This window comes from Streptomyces sp. NPDC059852 (assembly GCF_042731455.1).
Classification (GTDB): Bacteria; Actinomycetota; Actinomycetes; order Streptomycetales; family Streptomycetaceae; genus Streptomyces.
Map to the genome: position 1 here is coordinate 88,690 of NZ_JBHWJK010000004.1, position 17,464 is coordinate 106,153.

Annotated in this window: 16 protein-coding genes; 9 read left to right on the plus strand and 7 right to left on the minus strand. The window is 71.2% G+C overall.

What is annotated here, in order from left to right:
- Positions 1-99: 99 nt before the first annotated feature.
- Positions 100-837 carry a class I SAM-dependent methyltransferase gene (locus tag ACFV46_RS06655; RefSeq protein WP_385497240.1) on the minus strand — a complete coding sequence of 246 codons (738 nt, stop codon included), beginning with the start codon at positions 835-837 and terminating at the stop codon, positions 100-102.
- A 208-nt stretch (positions 838-1,045) separates the two neighbouring features.
- Between ACFV46_RS06655 and ACFV46_RS06660 the strand changes: the two genes are divergently transcribed.
- From ACFV46_RS06660 to ACFV46_RS06675, 4 genes are all read left to right on the plus strand, one after another.
- Complete coding sequence (locus ACFV46_RS06660) at positions 1,046-1,984, plus strand: 2-hydroxyacid dehydrogenase (RefSeq protein ID WP_361928746.1); 939 nt, start codon at positions 1,046-1,048, stop codon at positions 1,982-1,984.
- A gap of 340 nt (positions 1,985-2,324) precedes the next feature.
- Complete coding sequence (locus tag ACFV46_RS06665) at positions 2,325-3,944, plus strand: ubiquinol-cytochrome c reductase cytochrome b subunit (RefSeq protein ID WP_361928743.1); 1,620 nt, start codon at positions 2,325-2,327, stop codon at positions 3,942-3,944.
- Positions 3,945-4,081: 137 nt separating this feature from the next.
- Positions 4,082-4,927, plus strand: a complete 846-nt coding sequence (locus ACFV46_RS06670) for an alpha/beta hydrolase (RefSeq protein ID WP_361928741.1) — start codon at positions 4,082-4,084, stop codon at positions 4,925-4,927.
- A gap of 105 nt (positions 4,928-5,032) precedes the next feature.
- The gene (locus ACFV46_RS06675; RefSeq protein ID WP_385497241.1) at positions 5,033-5,524 is read left to right on the plus strand and encodes a GNAT family N-acetyltransferase; all 492 of its coding nucleotides are present in this window, start codon (positions 5,033-5,035) and stop codon (positions 5,522-5,524) included.
- A 90-nt stretch (positions 5,525-5,614) separates the two neighbouring features.
- Here the strand turns inward: ACFV46_RS06675 and ACFV46_RS06680 are convergent, their stop codons facing one another.
- From ACFV46_RS06680 to ACFV46_RS06690, 3 genes are all read right to left on the minus strand, one after another.
- The gene (locus ACFV46_RS06680; RefSeq protein WP_361928735.1) at positions 5,615-6,793 is read right to left on the minus strand and encodes a 2-oxo acid dehydrogenase subunit E2; all 1,179 of its coding nucleotides are present in this window, start codon (positions 6,791-6,793) and stop codon (positions 5,615-5,617) included.
- 107 nt (positions 6,794-6,900) lie between these two features.
- Positions 6,901-9,588, minus strand: a complete 2,688-nt coding sequence (gene aceE / locus ACFV46_RS06685; RefSeq protein ID WP_385497242.1) for a pyruvate dehydrogenase (acetyl-transferring), homodimeric type — start codon at positions 9,586-9,588, stop codon at positions 6,901-6,903.
- Between the two features lie 117 nt (positions 9,589-9,705).
- Positions 9,706-10,446, minus strand: coding sequence for an SDR family oxidoreductase (locus ACFV46_RS06690; protein WP_361928731.1), 741 nt, complete (start codon positions 10,444-10,446; stop codon positions 9,706-9,708).
- A 278-nt stretch (positions 10,447-10,724) separates the two neighbouring features.
- Between ACFV46_RS06690 and ACFV46_RS06695 the strand changes: the two genes are divergently transcribed.
- A complete protein-coding gene (locus tag ACFV46_RS06695; protein WP_361928728.1) occupies positions 10,725-11,177 on the plus strand; it encodes a cupin domain-containing protein in 453 nt (150 codons plus the stop codon).
- 112 nt (positions 11,178-11,289) lie between these two features.
- Here ACFV46_RS06695 and ACFV46_RS06700 read toward each other — a convergent pair whose 3' ends face one another.
- From ACFV46_RS06700 to ACFV46_RS06710, 3 genes are all read right to left on the minus strand, one after another.
- Positions 11,290-11,784, minus strand: coding sequence for a cupin domain-containing protein (locus ACFV46_RS06700; RefSeq protein WP_361928725.1), 495 nt, complete (start codon positions 11,782-11,784; stop codon positions 11,290-11,292).
- 44 nt (positions 11,785-11,828) lie between these two features.
- On the minus strand, positions 11,829-13,364 hold the full coding sequence (locus ACFV46_RS06705; RefSeq protein WP_385497244.1) for an MFS transporter: 1,536 nt from the start codon (positions 13,362-13,364) through the stop codon (positions 11,829-11,831).
- Between the two features lie 115 nt (positions 13,365-13,479).
- A complete protein-coding gene (locus tag ACFV46_RS06710; protein WP_006131870.1) occupies positions 13,480-13,950 on the minus strand; it encodes a carboxymuconolactone decarboxylase family protein in 471 nt (156 codons plus the stop codon).
- Between the two features lie 264 nt (positions 13,951-14,214).
- Between ACFV46_RS06710 and ACFV46_RS06715 the strand changes: the two genes are divergently transcribed.
- From ACFV46_RS06715 to ACFV46_RS06730, 4 genes are all read left to right on the plus strand, one after another.
- Positions 14,215-15,003, plus strand: a complete 789-nt coding sequence (locus ACFV46_RS06715; protein WP_385497245.1) for a DUF427 domain-containing protein — start codon at positions 14,215-14,217, stop codon at positions 15,001-15,003.
- A 101-nt stretch (positions 15,004-15,104) separates the two neighbouring features.
- A complete protein-coding gene (locus ACFV46_RS06720; protein ID WP_385497246.1) occupies positions 15,105-16,055 on the plus strand; it encodes an alpha/beta hydrolase in 951 nt (316 codons plus the stop codon).
- Positions 16,056-16,073: 18 nt separating this feature from the next.
- On the plus strand, positions 16,074-16,793 hold the full coding sequence (locus ACFV46_RS06725) for an alpha/beta hydrolase (RefSeq protein WP_361928715.1): 720 nt from the start codon (positions 16,074-16,076) through the stop codon (positions 16,791-16,793).
- A 106-nt stretch (positions 16,794-16,899) separates the two neighbouring features.
- Complete coding sequence (locus tag ACFV46_RS06730) at positions 16,900-17,241, plus strand: hypothetical protein (protein WP_385497247.1); 342 nt, start codon at positions 16,900-16,902, stop codon at positions 17,239-17,241.
- Positions 17,242-17,464: the final 223 nt, after the last annotated feature.

A 17,464-nucleotide genomic window follows, 5' to 3' on the forward strand; every position in this document is an offset into this window, starting at 1 on the left:
GAGGCGCACACGGACCGAGTGGTCCGATCACCCTTCAGACCGGGCGACTACACGCGTTGTGACACCGTGGCACGGGTCCGTCCGGCCCCGTACTCCGGCTCACCGGTGGGCCGGACGCGTCACGGCCAGAACACGCGGATCGTCGTGCCCCGGCAGCGGGACGAAGCCGTGCCGTGCCAGGTCGTCGACGATCCGCGTGCGCGAGGCCGGCCACATCCAGAACGACTCCGTGTGCTCCCGCAGCACGTGTCGTCCGCTGCGCACCCAGTAGTCGACACGTGTGCGGATGCGGTAGCCCGCCGCGGACATCGTCATGCGTCCGCCGTACACGTGCGCGCCCACCCGCTGCTCCGGCAGGCGGCGCACGACGTCGCGAGGGGGCAGCAGGGCGGGCGGCGGCTCCAGGAGAAGCGTGCCCCCGGGGGCCAGGGCCGCGTGGATCGCGGGCCACAGCGCGTCCCGCGCGGCCGGGGGGAGACAGGCGACCGTGTTGTGGCACACGGCGACGTCCGCCGCCGCGTACAGCGCCGCCTCGTCCAGGGCGTACGGGTGCACGGTCACGCGCTCGCGCTGACGCGCGGGCAGGGTGGCGAGGCGGGTGAGCAGGGACGTGCGCATGGCTCGCGCGGGTTCCACCGCGTGCACGTCGACCGCGGACTCGGCCAGGCTCATCAGCGTGACCCGGCCGGTCCCGGCACCGATGTCCAGCACACCGAGACGGGCCCGCGCGACGTGCCGCCCGTAGAGGTCGCGGACGCGTGCCGCGTCCCGGTCGGCCTGAAGGATGTCGTAGAACTCGGCGGTGACGGCGTAGGAGTCCGGGTCCGGTCGGGACACCGGTGCTCCGTTGATGACGGGTCGCATGTTCAGCTAGACCACGCGTGAGCGGGGCCTGTGACAGCGGGTGCCCCGCGAGGGGCCCGGCCCGAGAGGGGCCGAGGTGATGGCCGTCACGGGGGGTCGACTGTCACAAGTGCGTGGCACACGCAGTCAGTTCTGTGGTTCCGACCTCGCGGAACCCGGAGGGAAAGCAGAACACGCCGTCATGACCGTGAGAACCCCGCAGGTATGGCTGCCCGTCCAGTTCGCCGATCTCACCGACCTGCCACCAGGCCTGGAGTATGCCCGCTGGGACGGCCGTTCGGCCTTCCCTTCGGACCCGGCGGAGGTGGAGTTCTACGCCCCGCCGCTGACCAAGGACATCGATGTCATCGGTAGGCCCCTGCCCCGCATGACACGTCTGCGGGCGGTGCAGGCCCTGAGTTCCGGCACGGACGAACTGCACGCGGAGCTGGACCGGCTCCCTCGGCCGGTGACCCTGTGCAACGCCGGCGCGGCCCCCGCTCCGAGCACGGCCGAACTGGCCCTGACCCTGATCCTCGCCTCGCTGCGCGGCATACCGGAGTCGGTCCGCGCCCAGGACGGCGGGGCGTGGCGACCGGAGGTCTTCCCGTCCCTGTACGGGCGCTCCGTGCTCATCGTCGGCTACGGCGCCGTCGGCTCCGCGCTGGAGGACCTCCTGGTGCCCTTCGGATGTGTGGTGACCCGTGTCGCCGGCACGGACCGGGACGCGCCCCGGGGCCCCGTCCGCTCCGCCGCACACCTACCCCGGCTCGTGGCCGACGCCGATGTCGTCGTGCTGTCCGTGCCGCTCACCCCGCGGACCCGTCTGCTCTTCGACGCGGGCATGCTGGCCTGCATGAAGGACGGCGCCCTGCTCGTCAACGTGGCACGTGGGGCCGTGGTCGACACCGACGCCCTGCTCAAGGAGACCCAGGAGGGCCGGCTGCGGGCCGCGCTCGACGTGACCGACCCCGAGCCGCTCCCGCCGGGGCATCCACTGCGGGAGACAGCCGGCGTGCTGATCACGCCGCACGTCGGCGCGTTCACGTCTTCCCTGTGGCCTCGCCTCGAACAGCTCATCCGGCGCCAGTTGCGCCGTTTCGCCGCGGGCGAGGAGCTGGAGAACATCGTGTCCCGCTGACGACCGGCCCCCGGGAAGGGAGGCGGGTCGGGCCGTCCCGCCGCCGTCCCTCCCGGGGGCGCCGCCGGATGTCACACGCGCACCGTCTCGCCGGTCATGCTGACGACAGCAGTACGCGAATCATGCCGAACAGCACAGTGTCGGACGAGTCGGAATCGTCGCGCTGTATGTGAGCCGGACGGACTTCCCGGCCCGGGCGATCCGCGGGGCGCCCCCACCCCCGCCACGGCCGCACGGCGGCCGGAAGCCCTCGCGCCGCGCCGGTGCCGCCGATCCATGGCCGAGCCCGCCACCGCGGCGCCGGTGAGCTGCGGGTGACGCAGAAACGAAGGGTGAAGAGATGGGCCACGACAGCCGGCCGGTGGAGCCGGAGCGGAAGCGCGCGGGGGAGAGGCTCGCCCGGTGGGCGGACAGCAGGCTGGGCCGTCGCCCTGTCGCTCGCTCCGTCCGGCGCTTGGTCTTCCCCGACCACTGGTCGCTCATGCTCGGCGAGATCGCGCTCTACAGTCTCGTGATCCTGCTGATCACCGGTGTCTATCTGAGCTTCTACTTCCACCCCTCCTCCGACCTCGTGGTCTACCAGGGCGACTACGTCCCCTTGCGCGGGCAGTTGGTCTCGGAGGCCTTCGACTCGACGCTGCACCTCTCCTTCGACGTCCGCGGCGGCCTGCTCGTCCGCCAGGCCCACCACTGGGCGGCCCTGGTCTTCGTCGCCGCCGTTCTCGCCCACATGCTGCGGCTCTTCTTCACCGGCGCGTTCCGCAAGCCGCGGGAGCTGAACTGGGTGCTGGGGTTCGGAGTGCTCGTCCTGGCGATGTTCGCGGGGCTGACCGGCTACGACCTGCCGGGCGACCTGCTGTCCGGCACCGGCCTCCAGGTCGTGAACGGCACGATCCTGTCGATCCCCGTCGTCGGGACCTACCTGTCGTTCTTCCTCTTCGGCGGCGAGTTCCCCGGCGACGACCTGATCGCCCGCTTCAACACCCTGCACGTCCTGGTCATCCCCGCACTCATCGTCGTCCTCGTCGTCGGCTACGTGGTCCTGGCCCTGCGCCACCGGCCCGCGCAGTACCCCGGACCTGGTCGTACCCGCGACAACGTCGTCGGACTTCCGGCCAAGGTGTATGCCGTGAAGGCCGCCGGCTACTTCTTCCTCGTGACCGGCGTGCTCTTCTTCATGGCCGCCGTCGCCGAGATCAACCCCGTCTGGGACTACGGCCCCTTCCGCCCCGACCAGGTCTCCGCCGGATCCCAGCCCGACTGGTACATGGGCGTCGCCGACGGACTGCTGCGCGTCATGCCCGGCTGGGAGATCGACTTCTGGGGCCACACCCTGGCACTGGACAACTTGCTGCCGCTGCTGGCCGGGGTGCTGCTCTTCCTGGCCATGGGGGCCTATCCGTTCCTGGAGGCATGGGTGACGGACGACGACAACGAACATCACCTGCTGGACCGTCCCCGCAACCGCCCGGTACGCACCGCCCTCGGCGTGGCCTGGCTCAGTGTCTACTCGGTGGCCCTGATCGGTGCCGCCAACGACATCATCGCCACCCGCCTGCACGTGTCCGTCAACGACGTGACCTGGGCCGTGCGCGTCGGCCTCTTCGTCGTCCCGGTCCTGGCCTTCGTCGTCACCAAGCGTGTGGCGCTGGGACTGCAGCGCAGGGACCGCGACCTGGTGCTGCACGGCCGCGAGACCGGCGTCATCAAGCGCCTGCCGCACGGCGAGTACGTCGAGGTGCACGAGCCACTCGACCCGGCGCGACTGCACACGCTGACCTCGCACGAGCAGCACCGGCCCCTGGCCGCCGTACCCGCGCGCGACGGTGACGGTTCCGTGGCCCGCCGCACACAGCGCCTGCGCACCAGGCTCAGCGGCTTCCTCTACGGCCCCGGCACGCAGATCCCCAAGCCCACGGCGACCGAGCACGAAGAGATCACCGGTCGGCACGGGTCCTGAACCGCGAGGCGACGCACACGGCCGGAGACCATTTTCACACCATGTCACGGATTTGGTGGGTCTCCGGTCTCAAAGGTGAAAAGGCGACACAACGTGCCGCACGCACCGATCACGATCCCGCCCGAAAGGCATGTGACATGAACCGCACCTCCCGTGCAAGCCGGACCCACACGACGATGACCGTCCTGGCCGGCGCCGGCGTCGCCGCCGGCCTGCTCGCCACCACGATCGCCCCGGCTTCCGCCGACAAGGGCAGCACCGCCGACCGCGGCGACAAACCCACCGTCGTCCTGGTGCACGGTGCGTTCGCCGACTCCACGAGCTGGAACGGCGTCATCGACAGGCTCAGGCACGACGGTTACCCGGTCGTCGCCGTCGCCAACCCGCTGCGCTCCCTGAGCGGCGACTCCGCCTACCTCAAGGACGTCCTGGCCGGAATCGACGGCCCCGTCGTGCTCGCCGGTCACTCGTACGGCGGTTCGGTCATCAGCAACGCCGCCACCGGCAACAAGAACGTCAAGGCGCTGGTGTACCTCGCCGCCTTCCTCCCGGAGAAGGGGGAGAGCGCGGTCGACCTGTCCGGGCGGTTCCCCGGCAGCACCCTCGGCGAAGCGCTGCGCCCCGTGCCGGTGAAGAACGCCGACGGTTCCTCCAGCACCGACCTCTACATCCAGAACGACAAATTCCGCCACCAGTTCGCGGCGGACGTGCCCCGCAACAAGACCGACCTCATGAGCGTCACCCAGCGACCGGTCACCCAGGAGGCCCTGGGCGAGGGTGCGGCCGAGCCGGCCTGGAAGACCATCCCCTCCTGGGTTCTGGTCGCCACCCAGGACCTCAACATCCCGTCGGCCGCCCAGGAGTTCATGGCCCGCCGGGCTGGCTCCCACACCGAGAAGGTGCGGTCGTCGCACGCGGTGAGCGTCTCGCACCCGGGAAAGGTCACCGGCGTCATCGAGGACGCCGCCCGCTCGGTGCGCTGAGAGCGCATCCGTGATCGAAGGGCCGGCGGTTCGCCGCCGGCCCTCTCCCGACCCCGCACCGTGTGCGCCTCGCGTACCGGTTCCCGGCCGCTCAAGGACGGACTCATGCGCCGCGATCCGCGGATCATCCCGATAGGCCCCGGCCAACTCGCCCGCACCGTGGCGATGCACCGCCGATGCTCCCCGCAGACCCTGTGGAGCCGCTACCACCGGGCGATGGCCGACCCCCGCACGTATGTGCCGACGCTGCTGTCCCGCCCAGGATCGGTACACCTGGCGGCCGTGGGAGCCACCGGACGCATCGTCGCCGTGGGCCACCTGATGCCGGATCACACTGCCGTCGAGGCGGCGTTGCTGGTCGAGGACTCCTGGCAGGGCCGGGGGCTCGGGACCCGCCTGCTCCAGCATCTGGGCGAGCACGCGCGGACCGGCGGCTGGACGACGCTCTACGGTCTCTTCCTGGCCGGCGACGAGCGGATCGACGCCATGCTGCGCCACGCGCCCGTTCCCGTACAGCGCACGGAGGGGGGCGGCGCCGTCACCGCACGGGTCCAGGTCCACGACCTTGCGGCCCACCCGTCCGTCTCCTGTCCGTGACGCGCGGGCACCCTCACACACCGCGTCGGCGGCCTCCGCCGCCGACGGAGAAGCCGGTGCGGGCACATCGCCCGCACCGGCTTTCCTCGTTCACGCGGCGGTGTCGGGGTACAGGTCGTTCTCGAACGCCGCCGCCTCCAGGAGTGCCTTGACCGCCGTCAGGTAGCGGGCCGCGTCCGCCCCGTCCACCAGCCGGTGGTCGTACGACAGCGACAGGTGCACCAGGTCCCGGACGCCGATGACCTCCTCGTCACCGACGCGCACGACCCCCGGCCTCCTGACCGTGGCGCCCACACCGAGGATCGCGGCCTGGTTCGGCGGCACGATGACGGTGTCGAACAGCGCGCCACGCGAACCGGTGTTGGAGATCGTAAAGGTCGCGCCCGAAACGTCGTCGGGGGTCAAGTGACCACCGCGGGCCCGGTCGGCGAGGTCGTGGACGGCGCGGGCGAGCCCGGCGACGGTGAGGTCACCGGCCGCCTTGACGACCGGGGTCATCAGACCGGCCTCCGTGTCGACCGCGATCCCGATGTTCTCGGTGTCGAAGTAGGTGATGGTGCCCTCGTCCTCGTTGATCCGGGCGTTGACCACCGGATGCGCCTTCAGCGCCTGGGCGGCTGCCTTGACGAAGAAGGGCATGGGGGAGAGCTTGAGGCCCTCGCGGGCCAGGAAGCCGTCCTTCGCCCGGCTCCGCAGGCGCATCAGCCGGGTGACGTCGGCCTCGACCGTCGAGGTGAGCTGCGCCTGCTCGAGCAGCGCCTTCTTGAGGTTGTTGCCGATGGCCCGGCGGATACGGGTCATCGCGACCGTGCGGCCGCGGAGCGAGGACGCCTCGTCCGCCGGGGCGGGCGCCGGTGCCTGCGGGGCCGCGGGCGCGGGCGCCGGCGCGGGGGAAGCCGGAGGGGCCGACGCGGCAGGCGGGACGAAGGGCTCAGCCGGCGCCGGGGCGGGTGCTGGAGCCGGCGTCGGCACCGGAGCGGCTACCGGAGCCGGTGGCGTCGGCGCGGGCTCGGCCGCCGGGCCCGGCACCGGCGCCGCGCCTATGACGCCGAGCCCGGCACCGACCTCGACGGTCTCGTCCTCGGCGACGAGGATCTCCAGCAGGACGCCGGCGGCGGGGGAGGGGATCTCGGTGTCCACCTTGTCGGTCGACACCTCCAGCAAGGGCTCGTCGGCCTCGACGCGGTCACCGACCTGCTTCAGCCAGCGGGTCACGGTGCCCTCGGTGACGGACTCGCCGAGAGCCGGCAGGGTCACGGAAACGGTCATGATGTGTCAACTCCTCACGGTCCGGCGGGGCGCGTCGCCCCGCCGGACCTGTCGTGCGGGGTCCGCGTCCGGCGACGCGGAGGGTAGGGGGCGCCCGGCGGGGCGGTTCACCGGTCGAGGCCGTAGCGCGCGCGGGCCTGCGCGACGGCCTCCGGCGGTACCTGACCTGCCCGGACCAGACGGTCCAGTGCGGTCACCACGATCGACTCGGCGTCCACCCGGAAGTAGCGGCGCACGTCCTCGCGGCTGTCGGACAGGCCGAAACCGTCCGTGCCCAGGGAGTAGTAGTCCTGCTCGACCCACTGACTGATCTGGTCGGGCACCTGCCGCATCCAGTCGCTGACGGCCAGCACCGGCCCCGGCGCCCCGGACAGGGCACGGGTGACGAAGGGGGTGCCTTCCTCGCCCCGCATCCGGGCGTCGTCGGCACGCATCGCGTCCCGGCGCAGCTCCGTCCAGGACGTCACCGACCACACGTCGGCGTGCACGCCCCAGTCGGAGGCGAGCAGTTCCTGGGCGCGCAGGGCCCAGTGGATCGCCGTACCGGAGGCGAGCAGTTGGAGCCGGGGCCCGGCCGCCGGTGCCTCGGCGGCCCGGAACCGGTAGATGCCCCGGACGATGCCCTCCTCGATGCCGGGGACCGGCGGCATGGCGGGCTGGTGCTTGGGCTCGTTGTACACGGTCAGGTAGTAGAAGACGTCCTCGGGCCGCTCGCCGTACATGCGGCGCAGACCGTCCCGAACGATGACCGCGATCTCGTAGGCGAACGCGGGGTCGTAGCTGACGGCCGCCGGATTGGTCGCGGCGAGCAGGTGCGAGTGGCCGTCCCCGTGCTGCAGGCCCTCGCCGGTCATCGTGGTGCGCCCCGCGGTGCCGCCGACCACGAAACCGCGGCCCATCTGGTCGCCCAGTGCCCAGAACTGGTCGCCGGTGCGCTGGAAACCGAACATGGCGTAGAAGATGTAGAAGGGGATCATGGGTTCGCCGTGCGTGGCGTACGACGTGGCGGCGGCGGCGAACTCGGCGACGGAACCGGCCTCGGTGATGCCCTCGATGAGCAGCTGCCCGGTCGTGCTCTCCTTGTAGTGGAGCAGTTGGTCCGCGTCGACCGGATCGTAGGTCTGGCCCTGCGGCGAGTAGATCCCGGCGGTGGGGAACATCGACTCCATGCCGAAGGTGCGAGCCTCGTCGGGGACGATCGGCACCCAGCGCGCGCCGCTCCCCGGGTCGCGCATCAGGTCCTTGACCAGCCGGACGAGCGCCATCGTGGTGGCCATCTCCTGATGGCCGGACCCCTTCTCCAACTCCTCGAAGGGCCTGGCGGGCGGTTCCGGCAGCGGCTTGGCGACCACGCGTCGCACAGGGGCGGGCCCGCCCAGCGCGGCCCGGCGCTCGCGCAGATACCGCACCTCGGGCGAGTCCTCCCCCGGGTGCCAGAACGGCACCTGGTCACCGGCGAGCGCGCTGTCGGGGATGGGCAGCTCCAGCAGGTCGCGCATGGCCCGGAACTGCTCCATCGTGAGCTTCTTCATCTGATGGTTGGCGTTGCGCGACTCGAAGGCCGGGCCCAGCGTGTGGCCCTTCACCGTCTGGGCCAGGACCACCGTCGGCGCGCCCCGGTGCTCCACGGCGGCCCGGTAGGCGGAGTACACCTTCAACGGTTCGTGTCCGCCCCGCGAGTTCTCGAACAGCTCGACCACCCGCGCGTCGCTCAGGGAGGCGGAGAGCGCCGAAAGGGCGTCACCCGTGAAGAAGTGCTCGCGTATGTAGGCGGCGTCCCGCGCGGCGAGCGTCTGCATCTGGGCGTCGGGCACCTCGCCCAGGCGCCGGACGAGGTCACCGGTGGTGTCCTGGGCCAGCAGCGGGTCCCAGGCCTCGCCCCAGAGCGACTTGACCACGTTCCACCCCGCGCCCCGGAACCGTGCCTCCAGCTCCTGGACGATCTTCGAATTGGACCGTACCGGTCCGTCCAGGCGCTGGAGATTGCAGTTGATGACGAACGTCAGGTTGTCCAGGCCCTCTCGGGAGGCCAGGGTCAGGGCGGCCGTCGACTCCGGCTCGTCCATCTCCCCGTCGCCCAGGAACGCCCACACCCGTGAGGCGGAGGTGTCCTTGATGCCGCGGGCGTGCAGATAGCGGTTGAAGCGGGCCTGGTAGACGGCGCCGATGGGGCCCAGTCCCATGGACACCGTGGGGAACTCCCACAGCCACGGCAGCCGTCGGGGGTGCGGATAGGACGGCAGGCCGTGACCGCCGGCCTCCCGCCGGAAGGCGGCCAGCTGGCCCTCGCTCAGCCGCCCCTCCAGGAAGACACGGGCGTAGATCCCGGGGGAAGCGTGCCCCTGGACGAAGAGCTGGTCGCCGGAGCCGTCGCCGTCCTTGCCCCGGAAGAAGTGGTTGAAGCCGATCTCGTAGAGCCAGGCCGCCGAGGCGTAGGTCGAGATGTGACCGCCGAGTCCGAGCGGCGCGCCACGGGTGACCATCGCAGCCGCGTTCCACCGGTTGAGCGCGGTGATCCTGGACTCCATCTCCAGGTCACCGTCGAACTCCGGCTGCGCGGCGGCGGGAACGGTGTTGATGTAGTCCGAGTGCAGCAGCCCCGGCAGGGACATGCCCGTGCTCGCGGCGAACTCGTGCACCCGCCGCAGCAGGTACACCGCCCGTTCCGGCCCCGCGTTGCGCACGACGGCGTCGAGGGAGGCCCGCCACTCGGCGGTCTCCTCGCGGTCGCGGTCGGGCAACTGGTCCAGCTCACTCATCACAGGGTTGTCGGTCGGCCGGGAGGGTTCACTCATGGCAGCCTTCTTGTCACGGCGTGGGTGTCGGCGGCACCGGCCGCGGACACGGTGGGTGTCGCGTGGCGACGGGTCTGAGGGGGAGATCCGGGCGCCGGGCAGCGCCGCCCGGCGGGGTCAGCGGCTCTTGAGCCACTGGGTGAACGTGTGATGGCCCAGCCGGGCGTCCGGCCCGGGAAGCAGGGCACGCTCATCGAGCACCGCACCGAAGAACGGGGCCCGCGGGTCGGAGATCACCGGGCCGGGCCGGCCGAGGAGAGCGAGTACGTCGGCCGTCATGTCCTCCAGCCGCAGCTCCTCGGGCCCGGCCGTTTCGACCACGCCGAACTCCGGTAGCCCCACCGCGACATGGGCGAGGAGCGCGGCGACGTCGTCGGCCGAGACGGGCCGCAGCAGCAGCGGCGGCACATGTACGCCGTCCGGCCGGACGCCGGCTGCGGCGGCGGCCTCCACGGACTCGTGGAACGGCGTGGCGCGTACCACGGAGTACGGCACGGTGGTGTGCCGGGCCAGGTCCTCCTGCGTCGCCTTGGCCTGGAAGTAGCCCGACCCGATCCGGTCGGCGCCCACCACCGACAGCGCCACGTAGTGCTCGACGTTCGCCGCAGCCGCCGCCTGGAGGAGGTTGCCCGTCGCGGTGGTGAAGAACGCCGTGCTGGCCTGCTGCCGCCGGGAGGGCGCGTCGGTGACGTCCACGATCACATCGGCGCCGCGCAGTGCCCGGTCCAGGCCCTGACCGGTGCTGACGTCGACTCCTTCCCCACGCGACACGGGCACGACCTCCACCCCGTGGTCCCGGAGCCGTGCGACGGTCCGGGAACCGATCAATCCGGTGGCACCTGCAACGACGACTCTCATCTGTGTCTCCTCCGTCGGGGGCCGATGACCCCGCTGGGTGTCGTGGGCGGATCGTGGCGGATGCGGAGTGCCACCGTGCCCGTCTCTCCTAGACAGATGGCGGGTCCCACGTGTGACACCGTGCGAGGCGGGTGCCGCCCCCGACCGTCGTGGCACGGTGTCACAGACCCGCCCGGTACCCGGTCAGGAGGGCGAGCGGTCATCACGACCGGAGACGACCCCGTGACGGCGGACGACGTGCCGCGCGGTCACGGCGGAACCACGGAAGGTGCGACTCGATGTCGGACAATGCACAGCACGCCCACCATGGACACGGAACCGGCGGCGAGGACGGTCCGAGCTGGACCCGCGCGGCGAAGATGATCCAGGACGCCTCGCCGATCGTCGTCCCCGAGGGCGCCTCGGCGATGACCATCCACGTCGAGTGGGAGCCGGGCGACCCCGGCACCCCGCCGCACCGCCACTCCGGGCCGGCGTTCGGTTACGTCATCAAGGGCGCCGTCCGCTTCGAGCTGGAGGGTGAGCCCGAGCGTGTGGTCGAGGCCGGCGGCACCTTCTGGGAGCCGGGCGGCGACGCCATCCACTACCAGGACGGCAACGCGCTCAGCGACCAGAAGACAGAGTTCGTCGTCACGATGATGTGCGCGCCCGGCAAGCCCATGCTGGAGCTGGTCGACGAGAAGGAACTCAAGGAGCGCGCCCACCTGCGCGCCCCCCGGCCCACCGCCTGACCCTCGGTCCGGCACGCACGACAAGGCCCCGCACCCACGACACCGGCCAGGCCGGGAGGTCGCGGATGCGGGGCCCTGTCGCGCGTGCGGTCGGTGGCTCCCGCTCTTGCTCCTAATCCACGAAGTACGAGTCGTGCCGGTCGAAGAACGCTGCACGCTCCTCCTCGGAAGCGTGCCCCAGCTGGGAGACCTGCTCGAAGTACTCCTCGCGCGGGGCGCCCGGGGTGAACAGCAGCAGCATGTCGGCCGGCGCGTCGGAGTCGTTGCGGAAGGCGTGCAGCCCTCCCTGGGGGACGTGCAGGAAGTCACCCTTGCGGGCGTCGACCCACTGCACACCGTCGAAGACGCGCACGGTGCCGTCCAGAATGAAGAAGGACTCCGAGATCCGCTTGTGGAAATGGGTCTTGGGGCCGCCCGCCCGGGGCCGCATCTCGACCCGGTACAGCCCGAACTCGCCCCGTGTGGTGGCCGTGGTGGCCAGATAGTGGGTGGCGTCCTTTCCGGTGCCGCTCTCACCCAGGTTCGGCGGCGTGGTGGCCGGCCGGAAGACGGCGCTGACCTCTCCGTCCTCACCCCAGTACTTCTGCTCCGGGTACGGGTACGACATGTCTGGTTCCTTTCGTACGCAGGCGCCGCGCGCGGCGCCGGTTGTCATTCGACGGCTTGATGATGGGTGAAGCGGGACACCAGCGGCGGTTCCGTCAGCCAGCCGTGGGTGTGCCCGTGCGCCGGACCAGGGGCGGTGGCGGACCGCCGCAGCGTGCCGAAAGCGACCGCCGCGCCGAGGGCGAGCAGAACCGCGCACAGCGGCATTGCCCGGCCGAACGAGGCATTGAAGGCCGCGTCCGAGCGGTAGGCCTCCGGACCCATCCCGACCAGCAGCGGGAGCGCCGCGACGGACACCAGGCCGGCCGCCCGGGCCGCGGCGTTGTTGATGCCGCTGGCCAGCCCGGCGTTAGAGGCGTCCACCGAGGCCAGCAGGGTCACGGTCAGGGGGGCGACCATGACGACCATGCCGGCGCCCATCACCAGGAGGGCCGGAAGGATGTCATGGACGTAGGACGCGCCCGGACCGACCCGCAGCATCAGCAGCATCCCCGCTCCGCACACCAGTGGGCCGACGGTGAGCGGGGCTCGCGGCCCCAGCCGCTGGGCGAGCATCCCGGCGTGGGACGAGAACAGCAGCATCAGCACGGTGTTCGGCAGCATCGCCGCTCCGGCGGCCAGCGCCGAGTACCCGACGACGATCTGCAACTCCAGCGCGGTCAGGAAGAAGAACCCGCCCGTCCCCGCGTAGACGCACAGGGTGATCACGTTGACGGCGGTGAACTGCCGGGAGGAGAAGATCGCCAGCGGCATCATGGGGTCACCGCTGCGTCGTTCGACGCGGAGGAACACGGCCCCCGCGACGACACCGCCGACGGCCGCGGCGACGGCCACGGTCCCGCCGTCCCGCGCCTCCGTCAGCGCGTAGGTGACCAGTGCCAGGGCCAGCGCTCCCAGGACGGCGCCGGGAACGTCGAAGCCGACCCCGCGCCGGGTCCCCGCGCCGGTCGTGACGCCTGCGTCCGTGCGCGGCGCGCCCAGGGACTCCGGAACATGGCGCAGGGCGACGGGGACGCACATCAGCGCCGGGACGGCACTCAGCACGAAGGTCCAGCGCCAGCCGGGACCGTCCACCAGCCATCCGCCCACGAACGGCCCCAGAGCGGCGCCGATGCCGCCGAATCCGGACCACAGGCCGATCGCGCGCGGCCGGTCGTCCGGATGGAAGGAGGCCTCGATGATCGCCAGTGACCCGGGCGTGAGCAGCGCGCCCCCGACGCCCTGCAGGGCCCGGGCGGCGATGAGCGTGGTGGTGTCCGGGGCCACGGAGCACAGCAGGGAGGCCACCGCGAACCACACCAGGCCCAGGACGAAGATGCGACGTCGCCCGAACCGATCGCCCAGGGAACCGCCCAGCAGGATGAGTCCCGCCAGGGTCAGCATGTAGGCGTTCACCGTCCACTGGAGGACGCCGAGATCGGCGTCGAAGTCCTGGCCGATGCGCGGGAGCGCGATGTTGGTGACGGTCGAGCCGAGCAGCACGACGCCGGAGCCAAGGACGGTGGCCAGGAGGGTCCACCGCCCACGGGCGCCGGCGATGCGGAGGGGAGCGGTGCTCTCGGGAGCGGGGGAGCGGTTCATGTGGAGTCCTGTGGTGGCGTGGCCCGAGCGGTCCGTCGCCTGCTCGGGGGCCGGGGTGAGCAGGCGACGGACGGCACGCGTCCGGCCGAGCTGCCGCGCGGCCGGAGAGGCTGCGTCAGCCGAACATGCCGGGCTTGTAACCGCCCGCGGGCTGCTGGTTGATGACGTTGATGCGGTTGTAGGCGTTGATGACGGCGATCAGCGAGATCAGCGCGGCGAGCTGGTCTTCGTCGTAGTGCTTCGCGGCCTCGGCCCACACCTCGTCCGAGACGCCGCCGGAGGCGTCCGCGATGCGGGTCCCCTGCTCGGTCACCGCCAGGGCCGCGCGCTCGGCGTCCGAGAAGACCGTGGCCTCGCGCCACACGGCGACCAGGTTCAGCCGCTGCTGGTCCTCGCCCGCCGCGGCGGCGTCCTTGGTGTGCATGTCCGTGCAGAAGCCGCAGCCGTTGATCTGGCTGGCCCGGATCTTTACCAGCTCCTGGGTGGCGACCGGCAGAGCGGACTGGACCGCCGCTCCGGCCGAGTTCAGGTGCTTCATGACCTTGCCCGCGAGGGCGTTGCCGAAGTAGTTGATGCGCGCGTCCATGACGTATCTCCTCAAGGGTGCAACGGGTACGGACCATTGACCGGGTGCCCGCGCGTTCTGTGACAACCGAATCCGCCCGCACGACACACCTGAGGGCACACCGTGTGAAGAAGAGTGCATCGCGGGCCGTGTTCGGTGTGGTCGACGGGAGCGGGCGATAGCATCGAACGAGTGGACCCGGCCCGTCGGCCCGAGTCGGCGCCGCCCTCCCGGGCTCCGGGCACGGCGAGCGCACCATCCCCCAGCGAACCCAAGGTGATCACCATGGCTACCGAGAGCGTCCTGCACCCGAGTCTCATCGTCCCGATCGGACACGTCGAGCCCGTCCCCCGCCGCATCCGGGGGATGGTCGGGGGGCGTGTCGCCTTCGACACCCGCCGCGCCCTGTACGTGTGGGAGTGGCAGGCGTACCCGCAGTTCAGCATCCCGATCGAGGACATGGTGGAGGGCGTGCTCGACGACGACAAGCACACCGAGCAGCTCGGTGCCGGGCCCGCTCACCGCCACACCCTGCGGGTCGGTCCGGAGGTCCGTGCGGGAGCGGCGTGGGTCTGGGGGGAGGGCTCCCCCGAAGCCCTGCGCGACACGGTGCGCTTCGAATGGGAGGCGCTGGACGCATGGTTCGAGGAGGACGAGCCGGTCTTCGTCCATCCGCGGAGCCCGTACTCGCGCGTGGACGCGCTGCGTTCGCGCAGCACCGTCCGGGTCGAGGTGGACGGCGTGGTACTGGCGGAAGCCTCCGGCTGCGTGAAGCTGTTCGAGACCGGTCTGCCGACCCGCTACTACCTCGACCCCATGTACATCGACTGGACCCGGCTGCGGCACTCCGACACGGTGACCCGGTGCCCCTACAAGGGAACGACGAGCGACTACTGGTCGTTCGACGGCGACACCGGCGCCCACGAGGACATCGCCTGGACGTACGACTTCCCGACCATCCACGCCAACCGCATCGCCGGACTGACCGCCTTCTACAACGAGCACGTCGATCTGTACGTCGACGGCTTCCTGCTCCCGAGGCCGGTGGAGCCCACCCAGGTGGCCTCCGACTAGCCGAAGCAATGTGCGGGCTCGACACGTCACACATCGACTCCTCACGCGGTCTCATGAGGTGAAAAGGCATCCAAAAGCCTCATCACCGCAAAGGAGAGACCATGAGCGACATCGTTCTCGAGCCCGCCGCACAGGAGTTCGCCAACGCCACCGCCAAGCCGCCGTTGCTGTACGAACTCGGTGTCGAGGGAGCCCGCAAGCTGCTCGACGACGTCCAGTCCGGTCCGGTGGAGAAGCCGGACGTGGACGAGAAGTGGATCACCGTGCCCGCCGAGGTCGGTGACGTGCGGGTGCGCATCCTCAAGCCCGCCGGAACCACCGGCGTGCTTCCCGTCATCCTCTACGTGCACGGCGGCGGCTGGATTCTCGGAAACGCCGGGACCCACGACCGTCTCGTGCGAGAGCTGTCCGTGGGCGCGGAGGCGGCCGTGGTCTTCGTCGAGTACGACCGCTCCCCGGAGGCCAAGTACCCCGTCGCCATCGAGCAGGCTTACGCCACCGCCCAGTGGGTCACCACCAAGGGTGGCGACGAGGGCCTGGACGGCTCCCGCATGGTCGTCGCCGGCGACTCCGTCGGCGGCAACATGAGCGCCGCCCTCACCCACATGGCCAAGCGGCGCGGCGACGTGACCTTCCTGCACCAGTCCCTCTACTACCCCGTCACCGACGCCGGGCAGGACACGGAGAGCTACCGCGTCTTCGCGCACGGGCCGCACCTGACCGCGAAGGCCATGGAGTGGTTCTGGAACGCCTACGCCCCCAATCCGGCGGAGCGGGACCAGATCACGGCCTCGCCGTTGCGCGCCACCCTGGAGGACCTCCAGGGGCTGCCTCCGGCGTTCGTCGTGGTCGACGAGAACGACGTGCTGCGCGACGAGGGCGAGGCATACGCCCGCAAGATGATCCAGGCCGGGGTGCCGACCACGAGTGTCCGCTACAACGCCAGCCTGCACGACTTCATGATGCTGAACCCGGTCCGCGGAACGCAGGCCTCCACCGCGGCGATCGAGCAGGCGGTCCACGTCCTGCGCAAAGCCCTCGGCACCGACTGATCCGGAAGGGCCATTCTCATGAGCGCACAGCAACCGACCATCGTCCTCGTGCACGGCGCGTTCGCGGACTCGTCCAGTTGGAACGGCGTGGTCGCCAGGCTCCGGTCGCACGACTATCCGGTGGTGGCCGCGAGCAATCCGCTGCGCGGGCTGACCGAGGACAGCGCGTACGTCAGAGAGCTCCTTGAGTCCATCGACGGACCCGTGGTGCTCGCCGGGCACTCCTACGGCGGCTCGGTCATCAGCAACGCCGCGACGGGACTCGACCACGTCAAGGCTCTCGTGTTCGTAGCGGCGTTCCTGCCGGACGAGGGCGAGAGCGCGGTCGACCTGTCCGGTAAGTTCCCGGGCAGCACCCTGGGGGAGACGCTCCGCCCGGTACCGGTCACGCTCCCCGACGGCCGTCGGGCCGCGGACCTCTACATCGAGCAGAGCAGGTTCCACCAGCAGTTCGCCGCCGACGTCCCGGAGGAGACCACGGCGGTCATGGCGGCCACCCAGCGGCCCGTAGCCGACTCCGCGCTCGCCGAGGGCGCCTCGGCGCCGGCGTGGAAGGACATCCCGTCCTGGGTTCTCGTGGCCTCCGAGGACCGCAACATCCCGGCCCAGGTGCAGACGTACATGGCCGAGCGCGCGAAGGCCACGGTGGTGCGCGTCACCGCTTCCCACGCGGTCAGCGTGTCGCGTCCGGGCGACGTCGCCCGGCTGATCGACGAGGCGGCGCAGGCGACCGGCTGAGCGGCGGGTGGGCCGCCGCCCCCGGGAGGACCGGCGGCGGCCCACCGGTACCGCGCCCACCGCGGCGCCGCGTCACGTCCCAACCGTAGTGTCACGGGAGTACCTCATGAACACGAGCAAACAAGCCGCTCGCGGGCTGGCCGACATTCAGGCGTTTCTGTACCGCGAGGCGCACCTCGGTGCCGCGCGACGGCGGGTGTCCGCCTTCACGGCGAAGACCGACGGGCTGACCCACGGGCAGAGGATGGACCTGGAGCGGTGGTATCTGGAGGAACAGGAGTACGTCGCCCGCATGGTGACCGAGCACATCGCGGAGCGCCTCGACGCGGCCGAGGCGGCGTACCGCCTCCGGTTCGGCCGCTGGCTGCGAGGCACGCTGATCGCCATGACCGCGATCGGCCTGGCGATCTTCGTGTGCACGGCGGTCGCCGTGGGCTCGATGACCTGATCGACCGGCGCCGCACCGGGTCACCGCGGGATCCGTAGCGGCGGCTTCCGGCCAGTGGACTCTGGCCGGAAAGCGATGCCGGGGAAGACGCGCACGCGGCAGAAGACGGCGGGAGCGCAGGCGAGGGCACCGCAGCCCCGGGTTGCGAGCGTCTGCGCGCGAGCCTCGGCAATCAGTTTCAGACAGGTCTACGGAATGTGAAACGCCGGGGTATCGTGACAGC